This is a genomic window from Leptospira ellinghausenii, from assembly GCF_003114815.1.
In the GTDB taxonomy this organism is placed as follows: Bacteria; Spirochaetota; Leptospiria; order Leptospirales; family Leptospiraceae; genus Leptospira_A; species Leptospira_A ellinghausenii.
The window spans coordinates 13,799-31,879 of the sequence record NZ_BFAZ01000004.1; the positions used below are offsets into that span (position 1 = coordinate 13,799).

At 36.2% G+C, this 18,081-nt stretch carries 17 protein-coding genes; 11 read left to right on the forward strand and 6 right to left on the reverse strand.

Annotated elements, in window-relative coordinates; genetic code table 11:
- Window positions 1–49 precede the first annotated feature (49 nt).
- Together DI076_RS03815 and DI076_RS03820 are read right to left on the reverse strand one after the other, a co-directional pair.
- A complete protein-coding gene (locus DI076_RS03815; RefSeq protein ID WP_108958692.1) occupies window positions 50–3,421 on the reverse strand; it encodes a hypothetical protein in 3,372 nt (1,123 codons plus the stop codon).
- A complete protein-coding gene (locus DI076_RS03820; RefSeq protein ID WP_108958693.1) occupies window positions 3,418–4,386 on the reverse strand; it encodes a hypothetical protein in 969 nt (322 codons plus the stop codon). The genes DI076_RS03815 and DI076_RS03820 overlap by 4 nt, the downstream gene beginning before the upstream one ends.
- 657 nt (window positions 4,387–5,043) lie before the next feature.
- Here DI076_RS03820 and DI076_RS03825 point away from each other — a divergent pair.
- Window positions 5,044–5,796, forward strand: coding sequence for a zincin-like metallopeptidase domain-containing protein (locus DI076_RS03825; RefSeq protein WP_282432601.1), 753 nt, complete (start codon window positions 5,044–5,046; stop codon window positions 5,794–5,796).
- A gap of 235 nt (window positions 5,797–6,031) precedes the next feature.
- A complete protein-coding gene (locus tag DI076_RS03830) occupies window positions 6,032–6,547 on the forward strand; it encodes a hypothetical protein (protein ID WP_108958694.1) in 516 nt (171 codons plus the stop codon).
- Between the two features lie 506 nt (window positions 6,548–7,053).
- Here the strand turns inward: DI076_RS03830 and DI076_RS03835 are convergent.
- Both DI076_RS03835 and DI076_RS03840 read right to left on the reverse strand, forming a co-directional pair.
- Window positions 7,054–7,575, reverse strand: coding sequence for a HEAT repeat domain-containing protein (locus DI076_RS03835; RefSeq protein ID WP_108958695.1), 522 nt, complete (start codon window positions 7,573–7,575; stop codon window positions 7,054–7,056).
- The gene (locus DI076_RS03840) at window positions 7,576–8,949 is read right to left on the reverse strand and encodes a M43 family zinc metalloprotease (RefSeq protein ID WP_108958696.1); all 1,374 of its coding nucleotides are present in this window, start codon (window positions 8,947–8,949) and stop codon (window positions 7,576–7,578) included.
- Window positions 8,950–9,057: 108 nt separating this feature from the next.
- Here DI076_RS03840 and DI076_RS03845 point away from each other — a divergent pair, with 108 nt between their 5' ends.
- The 4 genes from DI076_RS03845 to DI076_RS03860 all read left to right on the forward strand — a co-directional run bounded on the left by DI076_RS03845 (window position 9,058) and on the right by DI076_RS03860 (window position 13,330).
- Window positions 9,058–9,285 carry a DUF167 domain-containing protein gene (locus tag DI076_RS03845; protein ID WP_108958697.1) on the forward strand — a complete coding sequence of 76 codons (228 nt, stop codon included), beginning with the start codon at window positions 9,058–9,060 and terminating at the stop codon, window positions 9,283–9,285.
- A 110-nt stretch (window positions 9,286–9,395) separates the two neighbouring features.
- Window positions 9,396–10,109, forward strand: a complete 714-nt coding sequence (locus DI076_RS03850) for an ABC transporter ATP-binding protein (RefSeq protein WP_108958698.1) — start codon at window positions 9,396–9,398, stop codon at window positions 10,107–10,109.
- Window positions 10,106–12,454, forward strand: coding sequence for an ABC transporter permease (locus DI076_RS03855; RefSeq protein WP_245918259.1), 2,349 nt, complete (start codon window positions 10,106–10,108; stop codon window positions 12,452–12,454). Before DI076_RS03850 ends, DI076_RS03855 begins: the two co-directional genes overlap by 4 nt.
- A 9-nt stretch (window positions 12,455–12,463) precedes the next feature.
- Window positions 12,464–13,330, forward strand: a complete 867-nt coding sequence (locus DI076_RS03860) for an efflux RND transporter periplasmic adaptor subunit (RefSeq protein ID WP_245918256.1) — start codon at window positions 12,464–12,466, stop codon at window positions 13,328–13,330.
- 3 nt (window positions 13,331–13,333) lie between these two features.
- Here the strand turns inward: DI076_RS03860 and DI076_RS03865 are convergent, their stop codons facing one another.
- On the reverse strand, window positions 13,334–15,112 hold the full coding sequence (locus tag DI076_RS03865) for a PAS domain-containing sensor histidine kinase (RefSeq protein WP_174705017.1): 1,779 nt from the start codon (window positions 15,110–15,112) through the stop codon (window positions 13,334–13,336).
- 142 nt (window positions 15,113–15,254) lie between these two features.
- Window positions 15,255–15,809 carry a TetR/AcrR family transcriptional regulator gene (locus DI076_RS03870; RefSeq protein WP_108958700.1) on the reverse strand — a complete coding sequence of 185 codons (555 nt, stop codon included), beginning with the start codon at window positions 15,807–15,809 and terminating at the stop codon, window positions 15,255–15,257.
- 28 nt (window positions 15,810–15,837) lie between these two features.
- On the opposite strand from DI076_RS03870, the gene DI076_RS03875 reads away from it, so the two are divergent.
- The 5 genes from DI076_RS03875 (at window position 15,838) to DI076_RS03895 (ending at window position 18,053) form a co-directional block, all read left to right on the forward strand.
- Window positions 15,838–16,374, forward strand: a complete 537-nt coding sequence (locus DI076_RS03875; protein ID WP_108958701.1) for a dihydrofolate reductase family protein — start codon at window positions 15,838–15,840, stop codon at window positions 16,372–16,374.
- 131 nt (window positions 16,375–16,505) lie between these two features.
- Window positions 16,506–16,811 carry a type II toxin-antitoxin system Phd/YefM family antitoxin gene (locus DI076_RS03880; RefSeq protein WP_108958702.1) on the forward strand — a complete coding sequence of 102 codons (306 nt, stop codon included), beginning with the start codon at window positions 16,506–16,508 and terminating at the stop codon, window positions 16,809–16,811.
- A gap of 5 nt (window positions 16,812–16,816) precedes the next feature.
- Window positions 16,817–17,254: a PIN domain-containing protein gene (locus tag DI076_RS03885; RefSeq protein ID WP_108958703.1), complete on the forward strand. Its 438-nt coding sequence runs from the start codon at window positions 16,817–16,819 to the stop codon at window positions 17,252–17,254.
- A gap of 144 nt (window positions 17,255–17,398) precedes the next feature.
- Window positions 17,399–17,659 (forward strand): ribbon-helix-helix protein, CopG family, encoded by a 261-nt coding sequence (locus DI076_RS03890; RefSeq protein ID WP_100718585.1) that lies wholly within the window; start codon window positions 17,399–17,401, stop codon window positions 17,657–17,659.
- Complete coding sequence (locus DI076_RS03895) at window positions 17,637–18,053, forward strand: type II toxin-antitoxin system VapC family toxin (protein ID WP_100718584.1); 417 nt, start codon at window positions 17,637–17,639, stop codon at window positions 18,051–18,053. Before DI076_RS03890 ends, DI076_RS03895 begins: the two co-directional genes overlap by 23 nt.
- The last annotated feature ends 28 nt before the right edge of the window (window positions 18,054–18,081 follow it).

The following is an 18,081-nucleotide window of genomic DNA, read 5'->3' on the forward strand; positions in this document are numbered from 1 at the left end:
AGAATCCCCAAAACTTAACATAAAAGATGATGGGGATTGTATTTCGATTTTACTTCTTTCCTTTTGGTTTTTTCTTAGAAACTGTATAACCTAAAGTAAATGCCATTTTCCAAATCATCTCTAAATATTCTCCTACTTTTGTAATGCTAGATTCTGTTTTGGAATCGGGTAATACAGACTGTAAATGAAACTCATTAGTTCCAAACCGAACTACATCGGGAGTCATATGGATCCAAGTATGCCAACCATACTCTCTTTGTTCTGGATAAAAGGTGAGTAAAATACCTGGTTCTTCTATCTTTGGCATTGTTGGAATTTGACTTTCTAATTTACGTCTGGCTGCCATATCCAACATCGTACGTGTCTCTGAATTTGGTTTTGTTTCTTTCCAAAGTTTTTGGATCAAATCGTCTCCTTTTTTCCCAAACCATCGCAGGAGAAGTGGTAGTCGTAGTCCTAAACATTCTTCATAGATACTGGAATCGTATGATTCATGATTTGTCATATCTAATCGATTTTTGATCACTTGCGAAATAATTTCAAAAGAAGATTCTCCATCTAACAAAAAAAGTCGAGCCGCAAGTAAATCCTGCCATACATACCATTCAGGACTTGGATTTTTCAATTGTGTTTTAATTGTATTTGAATCCATATTTAAAACCTGATTCCATTTGATCGACTCAGGTTCCATAACTCTCATGAACTGTAATAGATAAGTTTTCCAAGAAGGAGCTACGTAAGGTAGATTGAAAATTTCTATAAAATATGGATACACATCTCGACCCTGAATGAATAGGGCTTTGATGGCTTCCCATCGATCGTAAGAACCCGAATATTTATATTCATCCAAGGAATATCTTAGAGATTCAACAAGCCATGGGCCTCCATAACGCACAACATCCTCATGTTTAAATTTGATTTCTCGAATTTTTTCGAATACATGTTGGATGCTATACTTTTCTGGATGGAGGATTGCCTCTGGTAATAAGGTATTCTTTTTGGAAAGTGCGGAAGCATACTCATCGGAATCATCAAATTTTGGCGCCTCAGAACCAGTGAGTGTTTCCCAAGCACTCCTAGCCTCAACTTCTATATAACTCCACGAATAATCAACCATAGGATTTGGATCAGCATAGATATGATACCAAAGATAATCTTTGAGTTTGACAATTTTTTTCTTTTTAATGCAACGGATGATTCCATAAACTCGGATCTGATCTCCTTTGTTCCCAAGAATCCTTTCCGCAAAGTTCAAATACTCTTTGTTATCTGGTTCCAAAAACAATAGGCCTGCCACATAACATGCTTTTAGGTCGATCGCAATTCCAGGATGATTAGATTCATCAACTCCTGTGAATAATTTGGAGAGTTCTAATTTTGCTTTTTCTGGATCCATTGTTGCCCAAGCAATGGCAGCTTCGGAGATATTAATGATTAGACGTAATTCCAAATAGGAGCCCCTATCTCTCCCATTGATTTGAAAACTCTTTTTTAAATAATCCTCGATGATACCAATATGTTCATTTAAACCTAAATGAGCACATACAGCAAAAGCATTCCCTACGCTCATTCCAAAGTATTTAAAATGGTCACGATAAGTAAAAAGTTTTTTAATTAATTCAATTGAGACTTCATCTAATGTTAAAATTCTTTCTTGTAAGGCTTCGTTCAAATGAGTGTAGGAGGTGAACATGTTGTTTAATGTAGGGCCTTCTTTTTGAACCTTTTGATTGATTTCTTTTACATTGTCAAGGGTCTCGAAAGTACGCCATGCAGCATCAGCTAATACGGATCTGGATTCTTTATGATCACTATTGATTAAAGCCTCTACAACGTATTCCATTCTTGGATCATCTTGTTTGAGTTTATGAACCGCTTCCCTTAGGGAGATCATAGCTTTGTCATCGTCCAACATGCCGATAGTTTTTGTGATTCCACAAAAAGCTTTTTTATTGTCTGCATCATACTTCAGCCCTTGTCGAAAGGCAGCATTGATCACGGTAGAAAGTCGTTTTTCTAATTTTTCTGGATTGTAAGGCCAAGTATTATAAGCACTATCCGTTCGTTCTCTAAAATAGTCTTCAATGACTCTTTTTAGATTAGGATCTTTTTTGGATATTTCTTTTAGAACGATATCATGTGTTGCAACATCATCTGGATAATCTTCTATTAATTGAAAGAGGTCTGAATCTGTTTTCATTCTAGATTCTAATTCTTTTTTGGAAATGGTTTTGAGGTTCGATAATCCTAAACTATCGTTGTATAACTGGATATTTTTTGGTTCAATTTGTTTTGGATCGGCATTCTTGAATGTTTGGGTTCTAATATTTTCTACTTTTTCGGATGGAACATTAAATAGAGTTTTTAAGTTTCCATCCAAATACCCAAGTATATGTTTGCTAAGTATTGGGATAATTTTCCCTTTCGATTTATTTGCAAGTTTGATGGTCTCTCTACATGCATCGTCATTTTTGAGATAGAAGTGGTGGATGATCCAATAAGCAGCCAAGTTTGGGTATTTTTTGATTTCTGGTTTTTCCTCTTCCCAAGTTGTATAAGAGGGCGCATCTGCTAATTTTTCGGTAAATGCATAGGCGGGGTCACCATAACTATGCCCGAGTAACCATGCTGATCTTTCAAACATATCCAATGAATTATGATAGATAGGTTTGTTCTCATAAATTTTAATAGCTTCCTTTTCGAAAGATCGAATCAAACTATCTTTAATATTGGATGCTAAAATTGGTTCTTTTTCTTTTTTATCTGAATTTATTTCTTCAAATTCCTCATCTTCTTCGTCATCATAACTTTCGTTAGTGTCGTTTGTCCAATTCTCTGCAATAAAATGGCTGATCGAAAAATACGGTAAATTTTCTAAAACTCCGATCTCATGGTTGTAATGGTTTACTTCTATGGATTCCTTTTCATTTGGTAGTAGGTTGATCCAACAGCTATCACCACCACCATCAGATGCAAAAGGATACGAACCATTGAATAAAAACATCAATCCACTATAGGTTCCGACTAACCAATTTAATACTTCTTCCGGATCTTTGAATTTAACCAATTTTTCTATAGAAGAAACTGCATAATCAAAACCGCCGTCTTCATCTTCTTCCAATTCGTCTTCTTCGACAGAGTGATGATCGATCATATTCCAAACATCCGCTACTTCATACATAATGGATTTATAAGCTTTTTTTAAATTTTCCCATTCTAAAATTTCTTTTCCAGGTTTGAAACCATACATAGATTCGAAGTCTTTTAAAAAACTTTGATCGAATTTGTTTTTTTGTTTGGCCACATTTAAAAATTTATCTTTTAAGGATTGGAAAACCAACATTCGATCCATGATGATTTCTTTTAGTTTCCCAGAGTAAAAATCTGCTTTTTGTAAGTTTAGTTTTGTGTTTTGTTTCATGACGCTAATTCTTGATTGATAATATAAAATGATTCCGAATAGTGATTTCCGAAAATTTTAAACCAGTGGTCTCCTGAATTGTCTTTTTCAAATCTTAGAACATTTAAATCAGAGGTGATTTTATGATACAAGGGGTGTTGTGTTAAGGTCAGTGTATCTAAATTAAAATTTAATAAGTGTTTTTTTGATGGGGTTTTGTTTCGTTCTTTGAGAAGTAAAGTAAGGTTTGAATGGTCATCTATGGAAATATCTAGAAATTCTAAATAAGATCCAAAATAAGATTTCATTTTATCATCATATAAATCTAATATATGTTTTAATTCGCCTTCTTTGTTTCTTACTTCTAACTTTGAATCGGAATATAGAAAAATTTTGTCTGAGTTGATTTTCACATTCATCGGAGTTCCGCTGCTTGAAAATTCCGATATAAAGTTTCCTTCTAAATTTAGAATGTAAGCTGTATCTAGATTATTTTCAGTAACCAAAATTCTGTCGTTACTGATTTGCTTTAGATTCCTCAGGTTTTGAAATTCTAGTTTTGAATTTAATATTTCCCAATGTGTTCCATTCCATTTATGGATTTGTTTCCTTCCACTTGTGTTGGCAAATATTACATAAGTGTATAAACCTATATTTAATATTTGATACGGTGCAGGATTTGTTAATTTCGGAGAAGGCAGGTTGAAAAATTTATCATCATTGAAATAAATCACCGAATTGGAAGTCCCGAATGAAACGGTATCCGGATTGGAGTGGAAGGGATTATCGCTTGCAAAATAAATTCCAACGGGGAATTCATAACGAGTAATTTCTATGCCATCATTTTTATAAAGTATGGGACTTTGATTCCAGGAACCAATCCAGAGATTACCCAAACAATCTCGTTCGAACAGAATTCTTTCGAATCCCGTAATGATAGAATCTCTATTTAGGTTCTTGGTTATGTTGATTTTGATCTCTTGCATTTTGTTTCTTAAAAACTTTTATGCAACTTGAGAACTATACCTATTTAGGCAATTTATTTTTTATTTAAGTGATTTTGAATTCAAACGCCATGAATATCACTACAAGAAAAGGTGTTTCGTATTAAAATCCACATCGAGAATATTAGGAAATTTGAATGTTCTAGGTCTCATAGAATTCTTTGAGACAAACTTTGAAATTAATTAGCTCTTATTTGAGAAACAATTCATCCGCAATTGTTATTGTCACGACCTTAAAGGTGAAGGCTATTTTCTTACGATAATGGAAGGCTGAATTCTTGAATAAACCGAGAAAATAAATCCACAAACAGATTAACAAATTATAGAAAGCGAAGAACTTAAAAAACATTGCAAAATAAAATTTTTTACACCCAAATCTCCCATTTGTCCCAGGCAACACTTATATTCTGTCCTGTTTGCCAATGAATCCAACCGTTACTTTTTTCCAAAAATTGTGACACTTTCTCCGTTGGCCTTACATCCATTTGTATGAAACAGAACAATTCAAAGAAAATTATTCAAAGTATTACAAAAGATGTGAAGGAGGCAATCCAATCGGGTAGTCTTCAGAAGTGGGTCAAACCTTGGCGGAGTTTTGGATTTCCAATGAATGCATATACATAAAAGTACTATGGTTTACTGAATACCTTTTGGCTTACCAATGACTTAGTGAAGTTTGGGTTTACTTATCCCATTTGGGCCACAGAGAACCAATGGAAAAAACTTGGTTATGCATTGAAAGCAGGGGAATCTCCAAAAACAGAAGTTGTATACCCTTACCATGCTCAAATTCCTATCATTCCCCAAAAGAAAACTGCGGTTGAAGGTGGAGAGGATGAACAAGGTGAAACAGAAATTGAATATAAGTCGTGTTTGGTTCATAGGGTATATCCTGTCCTAAACATCTCACAAGTCAAAATCCCTGATTGTGAATATGAAATGTTTGTCAAGAAGACAGTACAAAATGCTCCGGAAAGCGTTTCTGAGTTTGTGAAATCAATCAAACACAAGATGGAGGAGATTGGAAATGATCGAGCAGCGTATGTCGTGCAATCAGATACAATTTGGATGCCAAAAAAGGAGTATTTCATAAGTGAAGCAAACTACTGGGCGGTTTACTTACACGAGTTAGGCCATTGGACTGGAGCTTTTCACAGATTGAATCGAGATTTTTCTGATGGTATTCGGAATTATGCTTTTGAAGAATTAGTCGCTGAACTTTGCTCGGCTATCTTTGCTGGTGAATTTGGTTTTAGCGGAGAATTGCAACATAAAGAATACATTGGGTCTTGGTTGGTAATCTTGGAAAACAATCCACGAGCGATTGTTAAAGCAGGGTATCTTGCTATGGAAGCTGTGGAGTATCTGAAGAAAGAAGCGAAGAGGGGGTAGGGGATGAGTTTAGAGAGAATACCTGAGAAAGTTTTTTAACTAGAATTTGCAGGTAGAATATTTTTTGAGTTCAAAGATAATTTGTCTTACCTAACAGATATATTGTAAATATGAAGGTTATACAAATCGGTTTAATGAACTTGCAACAAGATCTGGTCTAGAAAGTGTAAAAGTTATTGGTCATGGGAAAGGTTTTGGTTATGATCCGAATAAACCACATCATGCATGGAATGCAGTGAAAATTGGAGGACAGTGGAAACTAATCGATGTAACTTGGGCGTCTGCTGGAGATACAATCTTACAAGACCAAAAACAGTTTTACGACTTTTATTTCTTAACTCATCCTGAATATTTTAATAACGATCATTTCCCAACAAATTCTAAATGGCAATTGTTAGATAAATCGACTCCAAAATCCGAATTCCACAGGACAGTTAGGAAAAGTAGTCAATATTTCAAATTTGGAATTAATAATATTAATTATAATCAATATACAATTCTAGGTGAAGCAATCATATCAATTTTCTTTGATACAACTGAAAATCTAGAAATTCTTGCAAAGTTGAATCAACCTGATAAATATTACTTTGTTTCAAAGATTAAAAAGGTTATGGAATCTATGTTACTTCTCCAGGGAAAGGAACTTTTCCTTTTCTATTGGAATATAAGGTCATCTTTAGTGGAGGCAATCCTTTTAATCAGTTTGTTACCATATATTCTGGTAACCATACAATCCATGACCCTATCCTAAAGTTTTTGAGTGCAAATCAGATGTATGATTTTCAATTCACAGTTCCTGGCGTGAATCGGATCGCCTTTGTAGATGGGAATGGTAAATGGACTTATTTTTTGAATCGAGATAGTAATGATTTTATATTCGTAACTATTTTCCAAAAGGAAAATTAACAATCAACATAGATGTTGGTAAGGATCTCTGGCCAACGATTGCAGAATATTATATGAAATGAGAATATTTTTTTCATTAAATGCTTTATTAGAAAATATGAATTTATTCTACCAACATTCTGTAAAAGTGTCACCCATGTGAGTGATCTAAAGTGTTACCGATGTGCCTTTCTGCACAATGAGACATAGTTCTAATGCGACATATTGTGTATTATGGGAAGTAAAATATTGCTTCACGTAATCATCTACTCAAAATTCGACAGCAAACGAGGGTGTATTGTCGAATTTTAGAGATAGATTTTCCTTCCTAATCAATATTAGGTGCTGGAAATGCTGTACGAAAACACAATATCAGTTTCGATTCATTTGTTTTAACTTGTTTGGATCAATTTGATTCTGTTTCGGATTAAGATTATTCTTCTTCGTATTCTTTACAACTGGGCCTAACTCTTTGTCGGATTCAAACTTCTTGATGAATTGAGTTTGTCTGTTTGGATCAATTTTTGAAAACCTTGAATAAGTGTTGATGGCAAGTTTTCGAAGATGAGAGTTTTCATGGCTGTCTTCAATGGTTTTTTCAAGAGCAACTTGGCTTGTAGGATTTTGGTACAATTCCATTAAACGAATCGCTCTTGCACGGATGAAAACATAGTTATCTTTGGATTGGGCAATTTTGATCAAATATGGTAAGGGAAGGTCTATCACTTTTCCAATTCTTTCTTTGTAAACCTCACCTTCTTCTTGGTGGTGAGAGTTAGAGAGAATCTCTTTGATCTTTAGGTATGTTTGGAGATCTAAATCCTCTGCATTGATTGGAAACATAACAAAGATACAGAGACTTAAAATGATGAATGGGAATCGAACTTGTTTCATTTAATATACCAAAGGATTCAATCTAAGAATCCACCCTTGTTCCGCTGTAATCTCTCCTTGTGTGAAACCAACTGCCCCAGACCAAAACATCATATTCCGCCCGCCTGAATTTGTTCCACTTCCCCCCAAACATTCATTTAAATCGATAATACCATTGAAATTGATATCATTTGAAATATGACAGGTAGGTGTGTCTCGGAGTGGATCTTTATCGGCGATCGCTCCATTATCTCCATATGCTTCTGTGACATGCCAAAGCCCTAAGAAGTGTCCTGCTTCATGAGATAAGGTTTCACCAAGTAATACTTGTTCATCGTAAGTCATCACTTCTCCAGGATTGGAATACAATCGATGTGCATCGACAAAGACAACAATCCCTGATTGTTTGGTTCCGAGAATCGTAGCAGGACCTGGAATTCCACCTGACACACCAAGTACGCCACCATATTGGATTTCCTCTCTGACTATAAAAACATTGAGAGCATTCGGTTTGCCCACAAAACTTGTTGTTTGGAACAATCCACCTAGACTCCCTGGAAATCCAGTCTCGGTTCCAAGATCAAAAATCATATCATAACCAGATAAATCTGCTGATATCACAGACACATTGAGTTTGATTCTGACGGATGACTTTGCATAATTTTCTTTCCATCGATTCAAGGCAACTTCGATAGCTTGTTCTGTTTGGATCGGGTATGCTGGCCCATTCCCTCCATTCACAAAGATGAGATTAACATTCAATTTTTTTTCTGAGTTCCAGAAATAGTTTAATCCACTCGTAGAACTAAGAGCGGTTGAGGTTTGAAAATTGGATTCATCAATCTCCAACTTACGACAGGAATTAACAAAGGTAACCTTCGCACCTGAGGGATCTTCGAAATTAAAATCAACTCCCAATGGTTGCGAAGTGTCTACCGTATTGGAAATGGAAACGGCAGGACTTGTTGCATACGAAGTATCCTTTGCATAAGGTAACATCGAAGTATGGGTGTTAAAACCGATATAAGTTGCTACGTCTTTATTGAGAAACCCAGTGCTAGGATTATTTCGATCCAAATACCATAACGGAAATAATCCACCTGGAATCGAATCAAGATTCTCTAATACGACTTGGACCATGGGACGCGTTTTGTTCAAAGTAACAGGATAAATGGAGGAATATTGGAATACATCTCCATTGGGAGACCAAGCGCCAATCGGAATGGGCTCTATCGATTCCGTTGTCGTACACGGGCCAGTGCTGGAATTGAGTAACGAATTGACGAGAAGGAGCGACAAAACATTGTCTGGGATACCTGAGTCGGCTTTCCTTTTGACACAATGAGAGAGAAAGAGCAGTATAGAAAAAAGAATTAGAATTTTGTACTTTCGCATATTTAGTTCAACAATTCAAATCGTTGGATTTTTCTGAAATATTCAATTCTTTTAAACTGGAAACAATTTTTTTGTCATATATCGGCTGTTCCACGCATTAGATTCAAAATGAAAATTTCAGTGAAAGTGAAAGCAAACCAAAAGACTCAAAGCCTGGAATTTCAATCCGAGACGGAATGCATAGCAAAGTTAAAATCATTGCCAATCAAAGGCAAAGCCAATCAGGAATTAGTTGGTCTTCTAGCAAAACATTTCGGAGTCACAAAAAAGGATATCGAAATCGTTTCCGGCCATGTTTCCCCTATAAAAATCGTGGAAATCTCCAATTTGGATTGATAAGTATCAATCACTCTCTCCTATCATGTTTCGTTTTTTCTGTTCACAGGATTGTTTTAAAAGTATAATCTGTACAAATTGACAATCCACTCGATTTCTGGAAACATAAGATGAAACAGCCTTCACCACTTCTCCAAACCAAAAACCTCGGAAAAACATACCAAGTTGGTGAAGTACCTCTCGTTGCTCTTCATTCGGTCAATGTCGATTTTTTTGAAGGGGAACTGGTTGTCATGTTAGGAGCCTCAGGGTCTGGCAAATCTACCCTTCTCAATATTTTAGGTGGTTTGGATATCGCAACCACTGGAGAAGTGCTTTTCCATGGAAACACATTAGCACTCGAGTCAGATGAAGGCCTAACCCTCTACCGAAGGAACCATGTGGGTTTTGTCTTTCAGTTCTATAATTTAATCCCAAGTTTGACTGCAGAAGAAAACGTAAGACTTGTAACCGATCTATCAAAAAATTCCATGTCACCATTGGAAGCTCTTACTCTTGTGAAATTAAGTGAAAGAAAAGATCACTTCCCAGCACAACTTTCCGGTGGCGAACAACAACGGGTTGCCATCGCGCGAGCCATTGCCAAAAGACCTGAGCTTTTATTATGCGATGAACCAACAGGAGCATTGGATTTTAAAACAGGAAGGATTGTCTTAGAAGCCATTACTGGGATCAACCAAGATTTAGGAACCACAACGGTTGTGATCACCCATAATGAATCGATCGCTCAAATTGCGGACCGAATCATACTCGTAAAAGACGGAACCATTGTTTCTGACGCGAAGAACAAACACAAAAAATCAGTCTCTGAGGTGAGTTGGTGATTGGCTCCACTCTCAATTTAAAACTGTTACGAGATCTAAAAACGATCTCTTTACAAGGTTTAACTGTTGGACTTGTCATCGCTGCAGGTCTCAGTTATTTCTCAGCATCGTGGTCATCCTATTTTTCTTTATTACAAGCCAAGGAACAATTTTACAGCAAACAAAGTTTATGTGATGGGTTTGTGTATTTGAATCGTGCTCCCAATTTTTTAGAACGAAAAATTGCAGACCTTCCTGGGATTACCAATTTCGAAACAAGGATTTCAAAAGAAATCGTTTTGGATTTCCCAAGCGAAGTGTATCCTTCTGCGGCTCAACTTTTATCCTTAACCGATCACATCAATACCATCTATTTAACCAAAGGATCATTACCAAAACAAAACCAAGAAGTGGTGATCAGCGAAAGTTTTGCCAAAGCAAATGATTTAGAACCTGGAGCAGAACTCTCTACGATCATTGGAGGGAAACGTGTCCTACTTACGGTCACAGGCATTGGACTCTCTCCAGAATATGTCTATGTCTTTCGCCCAGGAAACCCTCTCCCTGATGACAAACACTATGGAATCTTCTGGATGAAACGAGAGGCAATCGAAGCCAATTTTAATTTTGAATCTTCCTTCAATCAGGTGATTTTCCAACTCACAAAAGACCCATTAGATCGAAAAAGAACACTACACGACTTAGATTTAATCCTGGATGAATACGGTGGCCTTGGTGCCAAAGAACGAAAGTTTTTACCTTCCGAATCCTTTTTAAACGATGAATTTAGACAACTGAGGACAACAGCAGTTTTCCTTCCTGGAATCTTCCTTGCCATCGCTGCTTTTTTATTACACATCATCTCAAATCGTCTCATCACAAAAGAAAGAGAACAAATCGCAACCTTACGCGCATTAGGATACACTGCCTTACAAATTGTTTTCCATTATCTAAAACTCATTTCCTTTATCACTGCAATTAGCAGTATGTTAGGAATTTTCATTGGGTACATTCTTGGAAACGCGATGACAAACCTATATGGAGAATTTTATAAGTTCCCCCATTTGGTTCCTGTATTCCCACCTCTTTTGATGTTCTTTAGTTTTTTCTTTGGAATCTTCATTGGAGGGATCGGCACTCTTTTTTCCTTATACAGCATCATCAAACTAGACCCAGCTCAAGCCATGCGCCCTGCTCCACCAGGGAAATATTCCATCGCATTTTGGGAATCATGGATCACTGATCTGCAAACCATCCAAAGGATGGTACTCCGAAACTTATTCAAAAGGCCCATGCGGACACTCTTAACGATTCTTGGATTATCCACATCCATTATGATCATGATCATTGGAAACTTCATCCAAGATACAGTTGGTTCACTTTTGGATTTGCAGTTTAATACCATCCAACGTGAGTCACTGACATTAACATTTCGGAATCCCATCCATGAGTCTGTTTTATTCGAACTGAAAGAGATGGATGGAGTTTTCCTTGCGGAAGGGCAAAGGTCCATCCCGATTAAGATGACAAAGGACAGGAAGAGTAAAGACATAGTCCTCACAGGCCTTCCCGATCATTCCGAATTAAGAAAAATTCTCGGACAAGATTTAAAACCCTTACAAATCCCAGTTTCTGGAATCATGGTAAACCAAGATTTAGCAAAACGTATGGACATCCATATGGGTGAAACGATACAAATCGAAACTCTTGATGGAGAAAAAAAGAAATTTTCTGTCCAAGTCACATCCTTTGCCAATGAAATTTTGGGACAAGGTGTATTCATAAGCAAAGAGAATTTAAATCGAATCTTAGAAGAAGGAAATCTCATCAATATTGCTTTGTTAAAAACGGATCCAAACAAAGACATTGAGTTAATCAAAGAATTTAAAGATGATCCACTCGTCATTGGTCTTTTTTCCAAAACAGCCATCCTAAAAGGGTTCCAGGAAGTGATGCAGAGATCGTTACAATCTACTTCTGTTATCATTTTGATTTTTACCGTCATCATTTCGATTGGTGTGATCTACAATACGGCAATGATCACTCTCTCCGAACGGATTTATGAATTAGGAAGTTTGCGGATCTTAGGATTCACGTTAAAAGAGGTATTTGCCATCATTGCTTGGGAATTATCATGGCAAATTCTATGTGCCATTCCCATCGGGTGTTTCTTTGGATACCAAGTGGCAAATTTAATCTTAAATAGTAATGAAACAGAAGGATTCAAAATTCCCGCCACGATTTACCCTTCCACATATTATTATTCAATCCTACTTGCTTTAATCACAGCGGGTATTAGCTATTTGATTGTATTTAGGAAATTAAAAACCATGGATTTATTAAGTGTTTTAAAGGTAAGGGAATAAAAGATGCAAATGGATTTCGTAGAAATATTAAAATCTAAGAATGCAAAGATTGGGATTGGAGTATTATTGCTTGTTGGTTTCTCCTTCTTAATTTTACGCAAGAATCCCAAACCAGTTGAGATCTCAAAAGTATCCAAAGGAACGTACCAACAAATCCTTTCCGTCCAAGGGAAATCAAAGATCAAAGAATTATATACTGTGTATTCGCCTGTGAATGGGGTGATGCGAAGGGTAGAACTCCATGCGGGTGACCAAGTGAGGAAAGGTATGACCCTACTCACTGTCGATTGGGACATTGTCAAAACTGTGAAAGCCAATACGAATGGCCAAATTTTAAAAGTATACAGAGAGAGTGCTGGTCCCGTTGCCATGGAGGAAAGAATCTTAGAGTATGGCGATCTTTCCAAACTAGAAATCATAGCCTATATCTTAACGGAAGACATGCCAGAACTGACATTAGGTGATCCTGTGAATCTGTCTGGATTTGGCGAACAAATCTTAAAAGGGGAAATCGCAAACATTGAACCCGCAGCCATTACAAAGGTATCTTCTCTTGGAGTGGAAGAACAAAGAGTTCCTATATCGATCGCATTTGATCCTCCGAGTGGAATGGGTGATGGTTATGAATTAGAGTGTAAGATCATTCTCTTCGAAAAACCAAACTCCATTCTCATACCAAGTTCAGCACTCTTCCGCCAAGATGACAAATGGGCGGTGTATACAGTTGAGAAGAAAAAAGCAAAATTACGATTTGTAAACGTAGAAAACCAAAGTGAAGGGATTAGTCTCATCAACGATGGTTTGAAGGAAGGAGAATCCATCATTTTGTATCCAGGTGATGGAATCTCTGATGGTACAAAGGTTGTCGCGGAGTAACGCTTATTTGCCTTTGGGAAGAGTGAAGTAAAATTTAGATCCCTTCCCTACTTCACTCTCCACAAAAATTTTCCCATGGTTTTTTTCGATAAATTCCTTACAAAGGATCAAACCAAGAGTTGTGCCTCTTTCGCCTAAGGTTCCTGGCATACTTTTTTGTTTGGCATCAATTTGAAAAAACGTACTTCGAATTTCATCTGATATTCCTGTCCCAAAATCTTCTACTTGAATGGATACATTTCCATCCTTTGGTTCTGCGGTGATCTTTACTTCCCCACCAACATGAGAATACTTAATCGCATTAGAAACTAAATTTCTTAATATCGTTTCTAACATATTCTCATCAGCAAAAACATAAATATCATGCCCAACTAAATTCTGAACCCGAATCCCTTTATTTGATGTCATAAAGGTAAAGTAAGAGATAACAGTATCCACCGACGTTTTCACGGATACATTCTCTGGTAAAAATGATATCTCATTGGTTTGAGACCTAGCCCAAGTTAATAAATTTTCAAGTAAGGCATACACTTCACCTGAGGATTGGTATAAAATATTCAGATCATTTCGCATTCGTTTGGGAGACCTGGTTTCCATATCTTCCAATATCATGCCAATGAATGTATTCATCCCACCGATAGGACCCTTTAGATCATGAGATATGATGGAGAAAAATTTATCTTTTGTTTGGTTTAATAATTGTAGTTCCTTAAAATAACGATTCATCTCCTCTTCTGATTTTTTCCTGCCATCAATATCTCGAGAGACACCGAGTAATTCTATTTCTGAGTTTTGGTTCTTTTGAAAGACGGTATTTGCTTCAATCCAAATCGTAGATCCATCCTTTCGCACTAACTCAAGCTCGTAGGCATAAGGGATTTTCATACTGGAAGTACGAAAATCATTCATCCGTGGGATTAACAATTCCTTCAATTGCAAATAAGAATCTTGTGTATATGCATTCGATAGGTGGTGATCCGATGCTTCCTGAATGGAATACCCTGTCACTTGCGTAATGGAAGGACTGACATACGTAAACTTTTCTAAATCAAAATTCCATACCCAAATGATATCAGTCGAATTTTCGGCGAGCGATTTGTATATCTCTTCATCTTGGATTTGTCCTTTGATAAAGATATCAATGCACATTAATAAAAAACCAAATGTAATCAGGACAGAGATAATATAAAAAAATAAATAGGTAATGTCTTGGATTGGCCCTTTCCCAAATGCAATTTGAGTGACGGAGACTTCCGTAAAAGTATAAACAAGAACTCGGCCAAAAAGAAATAAACCGCTAAAGAGGAAAAAATAAAATATAAAATTCCCTGTTAGTCGTTGTCTTTTGTTCTCAACATAGATCGTTTTTGCTGTGAGAAAAAAATAAACGCTCGGAAAGAAAGAAAGAATCGAGATCCGGTATTGTGGCGGGAATGTTGAAAACTGATAGAGTACCAGTGTTCCAAACAGTACTGCCGCAATGAAGATTCCTACTTTCCAATTCGCTTTTTTCCCAAATAAATTCACAATGATAACATGATAAGACACAATCGATAAGAATATGAAGGTATTACCAAAACTAATGGATACCCAATCAGGGACTTGGCCCCGAAGAGCGCCCATGACAATCCAGCCAAAACCTTGCAACAATGTCGCAAGGGACCAAGCTTTCACCATCCTGAGTTTTTTAAAATAATAACCCGAAGCAAACCATAGGCCAGCGGACATCAAAAGACATCCGACAATATTGATAAAAACAACGGTTCTTGGATCTAAATTCATGAAGTGCGAAAGGATAACGAGTATTTGTACAGAAAATTGATAAGAGGCGAAACGCAACTCATTTTAAAGACCAAGCAGATAATCTGTGTGATTCAGAATGATTCCAATCTAGTAGTTCCACTAAGGATAGTGCGAAACCAATTTAAGTCAAACGAGTGTTATAAAACAAACGATGGAAGAGTATTGTAAGTGATTCTCTAAATTGCTCTGTTTGGTTCTCTTTTGTTCTACCCTTCAATCGTTTACGTGGCTTGTTGGAAACAGATAGTGCGTTCCCATGAATGAAATCAACCAAAATGTCCCTGGTGAGTTCTGGATCTTCGTAGGGACTTGAGGCTTGGATCAAATCTAAAATCAAATCATTTAAGATTTTGACTGCCGGGTATTCCTCGTTTGGACTTTGGATCAGGTATAAAGACAAATCAATGTATTGGATAAAAAAGGATCTATACTCTATAAGCACTGATTCCAATTTTTCTTTCTCTTTCGCTTTTGTTTCCTCCAATTGTAATCCCTCATAAAATTTGCGAAAGACTACATCCACAAGCTCGGCCAAAAGTTGGTCTTTATTTTTGAAGTAATAGTATATCGTCATCGGATCGATTGCTAATGTTTCTGCGAGTTTCCGCATGCTGAAGGATTTTAATCCTTCTTTTTTTAGCAAACGCAAGGCCTGATTTGTGATTTTTTCTTTCATTTTCTGATAATTTCTACAGTGTAGAAATATGATATCATTAAAAGCATATATTGCAACTAGCCTAGACGGATTGATTGCAAAAAAAGATGGATCGGTCGACTGGCTTCACTCGGAAAAATACCATCTGGAAAATGAAGACTTCGGATACGAAAAGTTTATGAAATCCATCGATTGTATCGTGATGGGCAGGATTACGTTTGAAACTGTTTTACAGTTCGAACCCTATCCCTTCGAAAACGTACCTGTCATCGTGGTATCAAACAATCCAAACTACCAAATCGAATCGAAACACCAGATTTCAGTCTTCACACACTCGTTACGAGAACTCATTCCTTTTCTCGAATCGAATCAGTACCAAAATGTCTATGTGGATGGTGGGAAACTCATCCAATCGTTTCTGAACGAATCCCTATTGGATGAAATCACAATCACACAAATTCCCATCCTTCTTGGGAGTGGGATTCCACTCTTTGGTGGGACTGACAAAGAGATTGATCTTAAACATAGAAAAACACAAACCTTTCCCAATGGATTTGTCCAAACTGAATATGAGATTGCGAAATAAGGAATGTTATATGAACATCCGGTTAAGTTAGCGTTAAAAATGAAAATTCCTAATTTAAGACGACAAAGAAAGGCAATTTCTAAAAGAAAATCATTTGACAAAAGAGGTCACAATGGTCACAATTTTAAATTATGATATCGGTCGGAATACGCGAATTAAAATCTCATCTTAGCCAATATATCGAATTAGTTAAAAATGGCGAAAATGTGCTCATTACAGAGCACAACAGAGTTGTTGCAGAACTCAAATATCCTGAAAAAGAAAACTCCGACAAAAATATACAAAAAATTCTGAATCAACTTACAAGCGAAGGAAAATTAATACCTGCTAAACGAAAATCCACACAAATTAGTAAAATTCAAAAACAAAACCTAAATCAAAAAAAACTAGGTGATTGGTGGGCCTTATACCAAGACTCAAAAGAAGATAAGTTTTAATATAGATGATATACTATATTGAAACTAGTATTATACTTTCTATTATTCTAGGGGATCATTTTAACGATAAGGCAGTAAAAATTTGGAATGCTCCTAGCGAAAAAGTGAGTTCTATCCTTACCCTAATAGAAGCGACTATAGTTTTAAGAAGATTCTTTAAAAATAACAAAAAGAACCTTTCTGCGCAATGGCTTTCAAAGCATGAAAAACTTCTAAAAGAATTACTTTCTGAATGTTCCCTCATGAAAATTGACGAGAGTATTCAATCTATAATAGAATTAAAGAAGGAAATTGCAGATTGTAGGTCTTTAGATGGTATTCATGTTGCAACTGCAATTTTCTTAAAAGATGTTATGCGTTCATCAAATTTTGCATTTCATAGTTTTGATACTAGAGTAAATGAAGTAGCTGCAAAATTTGGATTAAGACCAGACGTCGTATAATATCGCGGAAAAGCTGTAGTACGGGACTTAAAGCTAGGGAACATCGTCTCTCTTAAATCATATGCGCAAAGACGAAAAAAACTTAAGTCTGACAAAAAAAATAGGACTTGACTGTAATACACTTCCGTATTACATTTTTAAATTATGATCAGCCTACGCCTGCCCCCAGAACTAGAAAGAAAACTAGATTCATTTGCAAAATCTGAAGGGAAAAGTCGCACAGAAATAGTGAAGGAATCTATTCTGCACTATATCAAAAGTCGTGGGGATAACAAAACTCCCTATGAATTAGGTTTAGATTTGTTTGGAAAATATGATTCTGCGAATTCTGATTTAGCTCAGAATCGAAAAGCTTACCTACAGAAAGCAATCGGAAAGAAGAATGAAAAACGTAGCTCTCATTGATTCCGGTCCTATCATTGCGTTATTCAATTCGAAAGATAAGTTCCACAAACAGACTCTAAAATTTCTTAAATCTTATCATGGTGAATTAGTTTCTTCGTGGCCAGTGATTACCGAAGTTATATATCTGCTTTCTTTCTCAGTTGAAGCACAATCAGACTTTCTTGAATGGATTGAAAGAGGAAGTATCAAAATATTTGATTTAAATATCGAGGATCTTAAATATATTAAAAATCGAATGAGAAAGTATTCAGATCTACCTATGGATTTAGCTGATGCTTCCTTAATGTGTATTTCGGAAAAAATGGGAATCGAACGAATCGTTAGTATTGATTCAGACTTTTCGATTTACAAAAACTTAAAAGGGAAATTTTTACAAAACCTTTTTAAAGTTTAAATCCGACCAAGTGCATAACAGCATTTTG

Bases quoted from the DNA above. Each gene is read 5' to 3' on its own strand.
- DI076_RS03815 (WP_108958692.1), bottom strand. From the start codon at position 3,421: ATGAAACAAAACACAAAACTAAACTTACAAAAAGCAGATTTTTACTCT.
- DI076_RS03820 (WP_108958693.1), bottom strand. From the start codon at position 4,386: ATGCAAGAGATCAAAATCAACATAACCAAGAACCTAAATAGAGATTCT.
- DI076_RS03835 (WP_108958695.1), bottom strand. From the start codon at position 7,575: ATGAAACAAGTTCGATTCCCATTCATCATTTTAAGTCTCTGTATCTTT.
- DI076_RS03840 (WP_108958696.1), bottom strand. From the start codon at position 8,949: ATGCGAAAGTACAAAATTCTAATTCTTTTTTCTATACTGCTCTTTCTC.
- DI076_RS03845 (WP_108958697.1), top strand. From the start codon at position 9,058: ATGAAAATTTCAGTGAAAGTGAAAGCAAACCAAAAGACTCAAAGCCTG.
- DI076_RS03850 (WP_108958698.1), top strand. From the start codon at position 9,396: ATGAAACAGCCTTCACCACTTCTCCAAACCAAAAACCTCGGAAAAACA.
- DI076_RS03860 (WP_245918256.1), top strand. From the start codon at position 12,464: ATGGATTTCGTAGAAATATTAAAATCTAAGAATGCAAAGATTGGGATT.
- DI076_RS03865 (WP_174705017.1), bottom strand. From the start codon at position 15,112: ATGAATTTAGATCCAAGAACCGTTGTTTTTATCAATATTGTCGGATGT.
- DI076_RS03870 (WP_108958700.1), bottom strand. From the start codon at position 15,809: ATGAAAGAAAAAATCACAAATCAGGCCTTGCGTTTGCTAAAAAAAGAA.
- DI076_RS03875 (WP_108958701.1), top strand. From the start codon at position 15,838: ATGATATCATTAAAAGCATATATTGCAACTAGCCTAGACGGATTGATT.
- DI076_RS03880 (WP_108958702.1), top strand. From the start codon at position 16,506: ATGATATCGGTCGGAATACGCGAATTAAAATCTCATCTTAGCCAATAT.
- DI076_RS03885 (WP_108958703.1), top strand. From the start codon at position 16,817: ATGATATACTATATTGAAACTAGTATTATACTTTCTATTATTCTAGGG.
- DI076_RS03890 (WP_100718585.1), top strand. From the start codon at position 17,399: ATGATCAGCCTACGCCTGCCCCCAGAACTAGAAAGAAAACTAGATTCA.
- DI076_RS03895 (WP_100718584.1), top strand. From the start codon at position 17,637: ATGAAAAACGTAGCTCTCATTGATTCCGGTCCTATCATTGCGTTATTC.